The 11897-nt window shown below is 36.2% G+C and carries 11 protein-coding genes and 1 tRNA gene; 4 read left to right on the top strand and 8 right to left on the bottom strand.

What is annotated here, in order from left to right:
• Window positions 1-115: 115 nt before the first annotated feature.
• A complete protein-coding gene (locus tag KKI44_RS21175; protein WP_214589015.1) occupies window positions 116-676 on the bottom strand; it encodes an RNA polymerase sigma factor in 561 nt (186 codons plus the stop codon).
• A 307-nt stretch (window positions 677-983) separates the two neighbouring features.
• Between KKI44_RS21175 and tyrS the strand changes: the two genes are divergently transcribed.
• Window positions 984-2279 (top strand): tyrosine--tRNA ligase, encoded by a 1296-nt coding sequence (gene tyrS, locus KKI44_RS21170; RefSeq protein WP_214589014.1) that lies wholly within the window; start codon window positions 984-986, stop codon window positions 2277-2279.
• Between the two features lie 125 nt (window positions 2280-2404).
• Here the strand turns inward: tyrS and KKI44_RS21165 are convergent, their stop codons facing one another.
• Complete coding sequence (locus KKI44_RS21165) at window positions 2405-2857, bottom strand: hypothetical protein (RefSeq protein WP_214589013.1); 453 nt, start codon at window positions 2855-2857, stop codon at window positions 2405-2407.
• 245 nt (window positions 2858-3102) lie between these two features.
• On the opposite strand from KKI44_RS21165, the gene KKI44_RS21160 reads away from it, so the two are divergent.
• From KKI44_RS21160 to KKI44_RS21150, 3 genes are all read left to right on the top strand, one after another.
• Window positions 3103-3741, top strand: a complete 639-nt coding sequence (locus KKI44_RS21160) for an alpha/beta hydrolase (RefSeq protein ID WP_214589012.1) — start codon at window positions 3103-3105, stop codon at window positions 3739-3741.
• Window positions 3742-3850: 109 nt separating this feature from the next.
• The gene (locus tag KKI44_RS21155; RefSeq protein WP_214589011.1) at window positions 3851-5182 is read left to right on the top strand and encodes a PDZ domain-containing protein; all 1332 of its coding nucleotides are present in this window, start codon (window positions 3851-3853) and stop codon (window positions 5180-5182) included.
• A gap of 1 nt (window position 5183) precedes the next feature.
• Window positions 5184-5708, top strand: coding sequence for a hypothetical protein (locus tag KKI44_RS21150; RefSeq protein ID WP_214589010.1), 525 nt, complete (start codon window positions 5184-5186; stop codon window positions 5706-5708).
• On the opposite strand, the gene KKI44_RS21145 is transcribed toward KKI44_RS21150, so the two are convergent.
• From KKI44_RS21145 to KKI44_RS21120, 6 genes are all read right to left on the bottom strand, one after another.
• On the bottom strand, window positions 5705-6727 hold the full coding sequence (locus KKI44_RS21145; RefSeq protein ID WP_235131417.1) for a L,D-transpeptidase: 1023 nt from the start codon (window positions 6725-6727) through the stop codon (window positions 5705-5707). The genes KKI44_RS21150 and KKI44_RS21145 overlap by 4 nt on opposite strands.
• Before the next feature lie 260 nt (window positions 6728-6987).
• Window positions 6988-9174, bottom strand: coding sequence for a beta strand repeat-containing protein (locus KKI44_RS21140; protein ID WP_214589008.1), 2187 nt, complete (start codon window positions 9172-9174; stop codon window positions 6988-6990).
• Window positions 9175-9257: 83 nt separating this feature from the next.
• Entirely contained in the window at window positions 9258-9941 is a 684-nt protein-coding gene (locus KKI44_RS21135) for a hypothetical protein (protein ID WP_214589007.1), read from the bottom strand.
• 19 nt (window positions 9942-9960) lie between these two features.
• Entirely contained in the window at window positions 9961-10584 is a 624-nt protein-coding gene (locus tag KKI44_RS21130; protein ID WP_214589006.1) for a hypothetical protein, read from the bottom strand.
• Window positions 10585-10976: 392 nt separating this feature from the next.
• Entirely contained in the window at window positions 10977-11363 is a 387-nt protein-coding gene (locus KKI44_RS21125) for a hypothetical protein (RefSeq protein WP_214589005.1), read from the bottom strand.
• Between the two features lie 180 nt (window positions 11364-11543).
• Window positions 11544-11617, bottom strand: a tRNA-Asp gene (locus KKI44_RS21120).
• Window positions 11618-11897: the final 280 nt, after the last annotated feature.

Raw genomic sequence — 11897 nt, 5'->3', positions numbered from 1 at the left:
TTAGAAAATGTAAACGTTTAATCATATATGATTTTTAGCAATTATTAAAAATTTATTCAGAATATGATAAACCTCAGTGCATTATGTTTTATGCCTGAAGATGGAGATTTTGTGATTACTGATCCTCAAACTCATTATTTTTCAGTAATTCTGCCAGAACTTTTTTTGCACGCATCACCCTAACTTTTGTATTGGCGACAGAAATGCCCAGTTCTTCGGCAATTTCTTTGATGCTTTTTTCTTCAAAAAATCTTAAACGAATGATTTCCTGATAATTGACATCTAAAGATTCTATTGTTTTAATGATTTTCTTTTGTTCTTCTTCGGAAATCATTAATTCTTCAGGAGATTTGGCATATTGGTTTTTTACTTCATCCAAATTTTCTGTAGGATCCTGATTTTCTCTAGATTTTTTCCGCCAAAAATCGATGATGGTATTCTGCGCGATCGTGAGAACCCATGTTTTAAACTGAAAATGAGGATCGTACATTTCCAGCTTTGAAAGGACTTTTGAAAAAACATTTACGGTGATTTCATCGGCATCATTTTCGTCGTGAACTTTTTTCATTACAAAAGAAAAAACATCAACCCAAAAAATGTTGATGAGCTTTGTCTGCGCTTTCTGGTCTTTTTCCTTCGCTTTCTGAATGAGAGGAAATAATTGTTCGTCGTTCATTAGTAACAAATATAACTGATTTTCGCTGAAAATACAATGCAGGAAATCAAATGATTTTTTGGTAAAAATGGTATTACCGACCGAAGTTTAGCCCTGATCGCAGCATTTGTCTGAGCTCATTTTGTTTGATATAGGTTTCGGCGGCTTTGCCGCCGAAACCTATATCAAACAAAATAGCGAGTGCGGAGAGCAGGAAACAGCTCCTAAAAAAACAGCTTCTTTTTCATCCTGAATTGAAAGTTTCTGTCTTCGCCTTATTGCTCTGAAATGATTATCTTTGCACATTAAAATTTTAAATCAGAAAATAATGAACTCTTTTATTGAAGAACTGAAATGGCGCGGGCTTTTTGCCGACATGATGCCCGGAACGGACGAACAACTGGATAAGGAAATGACAACAGCTTACATCGGTTTTGATCCTACCGCAGATTCTTTGCATATCGGAAGTCTTATTCAGATCAAAATTTTAGCTCATTTTCAGCAGCACGGTCATAAACCGATTGCTTTGGTGGGTGGCGCAACAGGAATGATTGGTGATCCTTCGGGAAAGTCTGCGGAAAGAAATCTTCTGGATGAAGATACTTTGCTTCATTATGTAGACTGTCTTAAAAATCAGCTTTCCAGATTTTTGGATTTTTCGGGGAGCGAGCCGAATAAAGCGGAACTGGTAAACAATTACGACTGGATGAAAAATATATCTTTCCTTGATTTTGCCAAAAATGTAGGAAAAAATATTACCGTAAACTATATGATGGCGAAAGATTCTGTGAAGAAAAGATTTTCGGGAGAATCGGGTGCAGAAGGAATGAGTTTTACGGAGTTTACGTATCAGTTGATTCAGGGGTATGATTTTTTACATCTGTATCAAAATAACAGCGTTAAACTTCAGATGGGAGGTTCTGACCAGTGGGGAAATATCACGACCGGAACTGAACTGATCCGCAGAAAAGCGCAGGGTGAAGCTTTTGCATTAACAGTTCCTCTGATTACAAAAGCCGACGGTTCTAAATTCGGGAAGTCTGAAAGCGGAGAAAATTACTGGCTGGATAAAAAGAAGACTTCTCCTTACAAATTCTATCAGTTCTGGCTGAATGCAACGGATGAAGACGCAGAAAGATTCATTAAATTCTATACATTTTTAGGGAAGGAAGAAATTGAAGCTTTAATTAAAGATCATAAAACGGCTCCTCACGAAAGAAAACTTCAGAAAAAATTAGCTGAGGAAGTTACGGTATGGGTTCACGGAAAAGATGAATACGAAAAGGCATTGAAAGCATCTGAGATTCTTTTCGGACGTTCAACCGCTGAAGATCTGGTAAGTCTTGATGAAGAAACTTTTCTGGAAGTATTTGACGGAGTTCCTCAAAAAGAAGTATTGAAGAATGATGTTTTAGGTGTAAATATTGTAGATCTTTTATCTGAAAAATCAGGATTTTTAAAATCGAAAAGCGAAGCGACAAGAGAGCTGAAAGGAAATTCTATTTCCGTAAACAAACAGAAAATTAATGATGTTTACACTGCCAATGAAAGTGATCTGATTGACGGAAAGTTTTTACTTCTTCAAAAAGGAAAGAAGAGCTATTTTATTATGAAAGTAATTTAAAAGTTAATAATATAGTGTAAATCGGGGGCGTAAAATTTTCAATTTTGCGCCCCCGATTTTTTAGGTAATATCAATAAAAAAAGACCACCTTTTCAGATGGTCTTTATATTTTGAATAATTTTTTCTTATAATTCTAAGAAGCTGTAAGAAAGTGATGCACTCTGCGTACCCGATCCTACTACTTTTTTAGTTTTAGCAACTTCACCGTCTACATAAATATTGATGATTAGCTCAGAATCTGAATAAGGAAGAACTGCATTTGCTGCTAAATTTAGCTGAGCCTGGCTTGAGCTTACAAACTGCTCTCCGCTGGACCATGTAGTTCCTGTAGGATTGAAAGTAGTACTCTGCCCTGTTCCGATTTGTGTAACTACTGTTTTGAAAGTTCCTGTAACTGGTGGATTTGCAGGTGGATTTGGACCTTTTGTATTTATTTTAGCTTCAAATTGAATAATATGATCTGTAAATCCGTCCTCGTCATCTTTCTTACAAGAATTAACAACTAAAATTGCCGAAAATAATACAGCGAATAAAAAAGAAAGTCTAAGTAAACTTTTTGATTTGTAAAATTGCTTCATTTCTCCAAATAGATTTTTAATGTTCCAAATATAGGTTTTTTATCAATATAAAAATAACTTTTATGAAAAATTTCCAACAATGATTTGCAAATAATATCAATTCAATAAATATTTACACCGTTGTTTTTGCCTGAATATTGAATGACTGGACAATAGTTTTTAAGACAGTTTGTCCGTGTCTCTGAAATGGTCTTATTTTGATGCTGTTGAAGGATAAATACATCATTAATAATTATCTTTGCCTTATGAATTTAGATTATATTGTAAGAGAACCCGAAAATATTAGTTCCGACACCACGATTCTTTTCATGCTTCATGGCTATGGAAGCAACGAGCAGGATCTTTTCAGCTTCAGGGAAACACTTCCTAAAGACTGGATTATCGTAAGCTTCAGAGCTCCAAGAAACACCCAGTTTGAAGGCTTTTCATGGTATGATATCGATTTTAATAATCCTGAAAATTTTATTGATGTTCCGCAGGCTACAGAATCTTTAAACAGCGTTACGGAAAGTATTCTTAAAATTATAAACAGCTACGGAATTACCGAAGGAAAGACTCACCTTTGCGGTTTCAGTCAGGGGGGAATTTTATGTTATGCTCTGGCTTTAAAATACCCTGAAATGTTCAATCTTGTGGCTTGTTTAAGCAGCTATCCGGAAGAAAAATTACTCACCGACATTGTAAGGGATAAGAAAAAACTGGAAAGACTTCGCTTCTTTATTTCTCATGGAACAGACGATGCCGTAATTCCTTTGGAATGGGGAAGAAAAGCGGCAGATCTTTTATATGATTTAAGCTGTTATTTTACATTCAGGGAATACATGAGCGGTCATGGAGTGAATCAGAAAAATTATATGGATCTGATGGATTTTTTCTCCAAATAGATTATCGAAATGTAAACATTCGTTTTAAATTATTAAACAAAATACAAACATTCTCATTTTGGGAATGTTTTTTTATTGATGATAAGGATAAATTCAGTAAATTCAGTAAATGAAACTGAGGTATCTTTTTGTGTTGTTGCTGTTCAGCATTTTAATGAATGCTCAGAACTCTTTTGAAATAAAGGATGCCAAAAAAACAGTTATTCCCTTTAAGCTTATTGCCAATTTAATCTTTATTCCCGTCAACATTAACGGGGTTAATCTCACTTTTTTACTGGATACGGGAGTGGCAGAAACTTCAATTTTCAGTCTGGAAAATAAAGAAATCAGTCTTCAGAATGTCGAAAAGATAAAGTTTGCCGGTTTAGGAGGCAGTGCAAGCATCGACGGATTACGTTCCGACAATAATATTGCGAAAATCGGAAAAAATTTCGTGAATTATTCAATGACGGTTTATATCATTACCGATCAGGATTTTAATATTTCATCGCACGTAGGAATTCCTGTGAATGGAATTATCGGCTATCATTTTTTTAAAGACCATCCTGTCCTGATTGATTATGCATCTAAAAAGATTACCATTTACAACGATAAAAATCTATTTCAGAAAAAGATAAAAAATTTCAGAGAGATGGATATCAGCATCGAAAAAAACAAGCCTTATATTGTGGCTGATGTTGAAATGACCAGAGAAAGAAAACCTTCAAAATTGCTGATTGATCTGGGAAACAGTGATCCGATGTGGTTATTTCCTGCCCTTATCAAAGATTTTGTATACAACCGGCCGAATATCGATGATTATCTGGGAAGAGGTTTCAATGGCGATGTGTATGGCAAACGGAGCAGAATTCACAATCTGTATCTCGGAGATTTTAAATTTGAAAAGCCATTAACGGCAATGCCTGATGAATATTCTATTCAGCATGTAAATATGGTGGAAAACAGAAAAGGCTCAATTGGCGGAGATATTATGAGACGTTTTACTGTTGCATTCGATTATTCTGATCAGAAAATGTATTTAAAAAAGAACGGCAATTACGATGATCCTTTTCATTTCAATATGAGCGGTCTGGATTTTAAACAGGACGGAATGGAATGGACAAAAGATGTGGTGAATCTTCCCGCTAAAAGCAAAGAAAGTCCTTCCAACGGAATCGAAATCATTAATAACAACCTGCAGTATAATTTTGTTTTAAAGCCCATTTTTTCCATTGCCGGAGTCCGTAAAGATTCTCCCGGAGCTAAAGCCGGACTTCAGAAAGATGACCGCCTGATTAGTATTAACGGCAAGAAAACAGAAGATATGACGCTCAATAAAATTATGGAACTGATGAAATCCGATGAAGGAAAAACCATCGATATGCTGATTGAAAGAAAAAATAAACAAATGACTTTAAGCTTTACTCTCGAAGATCCGATACCTTACCAAGAACAAGAATGATATGAAAACCGAAGAAACTACGCTGGACAAAATAAGAACCAGACCGCGATTTAAGATGTTCACTCATTTAACCAAAGAAGAATATGCAGAAAATCTGAAAAAATATCTTAAAGAACATAAAGATGAATTTTCCGGCAACATTAATAAAGAGGTTGCAACCATCTGTGTGGAAACAGATTATGAAACCTACTGGAAACCAAGATTGTCTTTAAGGATTGAAATTGAAGACGAAAAAACTGCGATACGGGGCGTTTTCGGACCCAGTTCCGCAGTTTGGACGTTTTTTATGTTTTTATACTTTGTTTTTTCGATCCTCTGGATGGTTTTTATTTCCATGTATTATGTTGAAAAACAAATCAACAGTCAGGAATTTCCATGGGCGCTTACCGCATCCTTTATTATGTTATTCTGCATTGCACTCACATATGCAGCAGCACGTTTCGGCCAACATAAAGGGAAAGATGAAATGCAGAAGCTCAGAAGATTCGCCGAAGAATCTACGCTGCAATTCGAAAAGATCGATTAAGGAGCAACTGTTTTGGTGGTTTGCGGCATTTGTTCCACAACAGCTTTTGCCGCTTTTATAGAATCCACCACTTTTTCTCTGTTGTCCTGCTCTTTGAGTATTTTTTCGATGTTTGGCTCTATCATCTTAGTCATTTCTTCCACAGAAACGCTGTTTGCATTCGGATCGTTTAGAAGTTTTCTCCAGGGTTTTCTTTTGCCCCAGCCATAATCTCCATACACCATTACCGGAGTTCCTTTTGCTTTTGTAGTTGCACCACCCGGATTTAATACCCACGTATCTGCATAACCGTAAAGCCATTTTGCATCTTTCATTAATAATCTTAAACAGGAGTGCGATGCAGGGTAACCCGGAAGATCGTACTGATGCCATCCAATTCCGTCAAGATTAAAAATATTAAAATTGTAAGGCAATTTCCACTCGCTGCTTACAGTTGAAATTGCCAGCTGCTTTTTCCAGTTGGCAAAAGTAAGACCTGTCTTTGTTTTGGCGGTTTTCTTCCCCATACTTGTAGGACCCCATTTTACCAATGTTCCGTTTGAATATACTCCGTAAGCCTGAATAGGATATGAAAAGATAACAAATTTCTTCACCGGACTCAACACATCAAGCTGCATCGGGAAAGGAGAATACTCCATTAATGTAGTATCAATTTTTGCAGGAACCACCAAAGTATCGGCATTCCATTTATTTTTAGAATCCAGCCTGTTTAAAGCTAAAATAGCATAACGCTCCTTTTCAGTATACTTTTCATTGAAGATTCCGAAGAGAGAATCTTTCATTTTTTTGTCTTTTGGGAAAATAAAAGCATTGTAAAAACCATCTTCCTGCATTGCGGGTGGTAAAGATTCTTTTTCTATTACAGAATCTTTTTTTACAATTATAGAATCTTTTTCAGAATCGGGTTCACTTATTGATGATGTTGTATCACTGATTTTATCGCTGATTTTTTCAATTTCCTTTTTGCAGGAAACCATCATTAAAGTAATAAAGAATGCGTAAAGAAATGATTTTTTCACAAGTCTGTTTTTCATAAATAAAAATGGCAGATAATTTTTTCTACTCAGTACAAATATCAGACCTAAAATCGGATAAAAAAAATACAGCGTTCATTTACCGTAAAAATACGGTGAGCAGATAATCCTATTCTGAAAGTTCATTATTTTCAAGCTTATCTGATAATTGACTGATAGTTAACTAAAAAGCTATTATAAAGAAAATAAACTGAGAATTCACTCCATAAAATATAGACAGCCAATGCAAAGACTAATTCATAAAATTAATTTAATCTGATGATTTTCAATCTGTGCTGTCCGGTACCTGTTAAAGCCGTAACAGTACCCACTTCCCCACCGATTTGTATATTAACCGTTTGTCCGGCTGTTAGGTTCACCACTGATGATGGAGAACTTGTAATATTAACTCCGCTTCCCGCGTATGGAGATGCCGAACAGGATGATTCTGTGTCTGTTGTACCATTTACAACAATTCTGGTTGTAATTGCATGGTTGGCAGCTGTATTTGCATTAAAACTGTTATTTACGATAATCTGATACGTTCCTGTCGCCGGAGCCGTAAAATTTCCTGAGGTTGTATTATAGGAAGTTCCTACATTTACCGCTGTTGTATTGTAGGGGATAACAACATAGGCAACAGCAGGAGTATATGTTGTGGTTCTCGAAGCATCTACCAGCAACTGAGGAAAGGTATAATTGCTGGGTTCCCATTGGCTGGTAGTGGTGTTGTAAATCAATGTCTGTCCGTTTACAGGAGCTGTATTGGCAACATTTCGTCCCTGAATTTTTGTAACTGTGGAAGCTGCTAAGGTTCCGGTAACGTCACCTGCTATAGAAATTCCTGATGTTGGATAAGTTCCTGCTGCAGTTAATTGTCCCTGTGCATTTACCGTGAATGTAGGAACAGCAGTAGAAGCGGTTCCGTAAGCCCCTGCAGTCACCGCAGTATTACTCAAAGATATGGTTCCTGTAGTGTTTATGGGTCCTCCCGTAAGTCCTGTTCCTGTGGCAATATTGGTTACAGTTCCTGTATTTGAGGCTGAAATCGTTCCGTCCGGAGCAACATTTATTCCTGAGCCAATTTTTACCCCTCCAAGAATTGTGGAACTTGCAACAGGCAGAGAATATGCCGAAGGTAGCAAGTGTTTCTGCCCATCTGCACCAATATAGGTATTTGTATTTCCTGTCCCTCCCAAGACTCCCTGAGTTCCTGAAACAAGGTTACCGATGCCAGTAACTAAATCGTAGTCTAAAGTTACTCCGCTCCCCAATACAGCATTGGTACCGCCTGTTAGAGTTAATCCCGCTGTTGATGTCGTTATATTACCTCTTGTAAGCGCTGCATTTGGTGATGTATTGATCCAGCCAGATCCGTTATATTGTAAAATCTGCCCTGCTGCAATAGCGGAAAGAGATACATCACTTAAACCTGACAATGCGAAATTTCCTAAAGTTCCGTTTCCTCTAATGTATTGAGTAGCTGTTCCCGAACCGGAAACAGTAATCGTTCCCGAATTGGTAATCGGAGAGCCGGAAACACTAAATGCAGAAGGCATACTAAGTCCTACACTTGTAACTGTTCCCGTATTTGCCGCCGATATTGTACCGTCTGCCGCAATATTAATTCCTGAACCAATTTTTACTCCTCCAAGGGTCGTGGAACTTGCAACTAGCAAAGAGTATGCTGAAGGCAGCAAATGTTTCTGTCCGTCCGCACCAATATAAGTATTTGCAATTCCCGTTCCTCCTGAAACTCCCTGAGCTCCTACGGAAAGCTCTCCGATACCAGTCACTAAATTGTAATCGACCGCTGCTCCGCTTCCTAAAACAGCATTAGTACCTCCGCTTACGGACAATCCAGTAGTGGTTGTCGTTAAATTTCCTTTGGTAAGAGCAGAATTTGGAGATATATTAGCCCAGACTGAACCATTATACTGCAAAATCTGTCCTGCTGTAAGACCAGACAAAGAAACATCATTTAAACCTGATAATAAAAAGTTTCCTAAAGTGCCATTTCCTCTGATGTATTGAGAAATGGTTCCCGAACCGGTGACTGTAATCGTTCCCGAATTGGTGATCGGAGAATTGGAAACACTGAATGCAGCAGGCATACTGAGCCCTACACTTGTTACAGTTCCGTTATTGACGGTATTAAGAATACCGCCGGAGAATGTAAGTCCTGAGCCTAAAGAAAGCGGACTTACATTACCAGAAGCATTTGCATATAAAATTTTATTAATAAGACCTGCACTGGTATAGGCAGCTCCGACAGATTTTACGATTCCATTAACGTCAAGCTTTTCAGTAGGATTGGTTACACCAATACCCACATTCCCGGAGTTTTTATTGTAAATATTACTGCCGGATAAAGTCCATTTTGACTCATCAATCTGTTTAAGGGTACCTTTGTTATCAACTACCCGCACTTGTGCATAGAGTGAAAAAGACAAAAACGAACAAAATAAAATTGAAAAATTTGCCAGTCTCATGTTATCAATAAAATTTTGATCAATTATTATTCTAAAGAAATCTCTTATTTCAGATACTGAACCTCAATAATGTCTCCCGCCAGTACAGACCAGTTGTTAGGAGCAGTACTGTTCGGAACGAGAGTTACCACAGATCCTGATACTGTATAATCTTCATTGGCAATTAATTTTGCTCCGTTTCTGTATACCCATACCTGCGAATAAGCAGGCAATGCAGGAGATCCCGTTAAATTGTAAGAAGTCTGGCCAGCCGCAGAGGTAAATTTTTCCTGTCCGCTTTGTACAAGATCTGTTGCAAGCATTTTTAAAACATTTCCTGTAGCTTCATCTCTTACCAGAATTGTGTACCCTGAAGTTCCTAATGTTGCAGAAGTTGAAGGAACATTAGATCCTGCCTGATTTGCATTGGTGTTCTGAAGGACTTTCGCTAATCCGAACTTTTTGCCGTTAAGATCAATAGTTGTGTCATCTGTAAGCGTACCTCCCAGTTGCCAGGTTGTAGTTGTTACATTATTCGTTGTATTAGTAAGCGTTGTAATCCCGTTTTTAGCCTGCAGGTATTTAATTGTCCCCTTGTTGTCTATTACTCTTATTGTTCCGTTAAGAGCCTGTGTTGCTCCATTAGCAGAATTTTGGGTTACATCGCCTGTCGTTTGCTGCGCATTTACCATTCCGAAAGATGAAAGAATGAATACCAGGATTGCTGAAGTTTGTAGATACCTTTTCATGATAAGTAATTTTAAAGTTTTATAAGAATTTGTAAATTTTTATTTCATCGTTAGCGTAGCAGGATACTCCGGGTTCCAGTTTTATATTAAATGAAGAAAGAACCTGAAAATCTATGTTTACGCCATTTCTGTAGACTTTTGTATTAGAAGAACTTACATTCCAGGGAGTCGGGAATTCCGTCTGACCATCTGTTGCAATAATTTTTACAGAAAGAATCTCCGTTCCGGACATTTGTGAAATCCAATTGCTGCCATTATACACAAAGAGAGTTCCCGTAGAATTATTAACAAATATATCTCCCGTAGAGTTGGTGGTAGGAATAGCAGGATCTGAGTTTCCGTAGAAAATTTTTGAACTGTCATTAAATCTGAGCCATTTGCTGCCATCCCAATAATAGTAGCCTTTGGTAATTACGCTGTTTGTCGTTGTATTATAAACAAGCAGGCTGACTGCAGGATTAGGAACGGTAGAAACGTCCGTAACGCTCTGAAGAGGAACTCGCGGTATGAGAACCCCTTTGTCTGATGCTTTTGCCACAATGTCGAGTGCCGCTGAAGGATCAGGATTAGGAGTATTCACCCCTACCTGAGATAAAAGCAGTGGTGAAATCAGGACTGAACATACAATAAACATTAACCTCATAGCTTTAAGGCTTATTACTTATTATTATACTCTAATAAGTTAAATGTTCATTAAAATGTATTTGGAATAGATTGCAGAACAGCAACTACTTACAGGTTTCTCGAAATAATTTTAATGGCATTATTCAACTTTGTGTGATTAATTGAATAATTCTCATCTAACTTTGTGATTATTTAACGAATATACATATTTATTTAAAATAAAAGAAAAATAATTTTAAAATTTTACTAATTTTTAATAAATAATTTAATTAGTTAAATTCTATCGAAAAAATATAAATATAAAAAGTGGTAAAATATTAAACAAGCTTTAAATACCTTGTAACGTTTTGTTTATAAATGATTGGCGGAAAGTTTAATTTTGAAAAACGGGTAAAACAGAAATTCAGAATATTATTTTGTGTGTTGATGACCTTTTTCTAATTTGCTTTTACAAACCATAAAGTACTCTACACAATCCTGAATGAGAAAATCTTTTTTTACTGAACAATAAGTCTGCATTTCGCTAACAAACAATTTCTGAATAGTTTCTAATTCCGATAATGATCTTCTCCGTAAAAAACAATCTCTGATATAGTTTTTAAGAATAAGAATTATAAAGCCTCTTTTTGCACATTTTTCATCAAATATAAACGGAAAAATGATTCCCATCCATTCATTATCAAAAAAAAGAACATCTTCATCATCTTCCAACAGTATTAAACTTTCATCATAAGCCCATTTCAGAAGATTTTCTTTCAGTTCTTCCTTATTGTTCCAATCAAAGTTTAATGTAATCATCCGTTTATTTTCTCTTTAATCTTGATATTTCTGCTAATGGAAATTTAAAAAATTAGGGTTTATTCTGTATAAATGTTGGGAATTATTTTCAGAAAATTATACAAAAACTCTTCATGAATTAATCTGAAAATATAAAATGATATAAATAAAAAAAGTCTTCTACAATTAGAAGACTCTCTGCGATCCGGACGGGACTCGAACCCGCGACCTCCGCCGTGACAGGGCGGCATTCTAACCAGCTGAACTACCGGATCAATTTTTAAAAGTAAACTGATAAAACTTTTGCTATGCGGATGTAATTCATACTTTTCAGAAAAATACTTATCCGTATGCTTTTGCTGCTGTTATATTCAAAATATTACCAAATGAGTAACTTTTGAAGTAAGATAAAGAGCGCTTGTTTTAACTGGTGCAAATATATAGATTTTTTTATTGCTGTAAAAAGAATTTGCTTTTTTTCTTCTTAAACAACTGTAAAGAACAGATTTTCAAATATAAAATTTGTCTGTTATCTGAAAATATTTAACCGAATAA

Source organism: Chryseobacterium sp. ZHDP1 (assembly GCF_018603435.1).
GTDB lineage: Bacteria > Bacteroidota > Bacteroidia > Flavobacteriales > Weeksellaceae > Chryseobacterium > Chryseobacterium indicum.
Note: the sequence above shows the minus strand (reverse complement) of the source record. Positions and strands in the feature narration are given on the sequence as shown.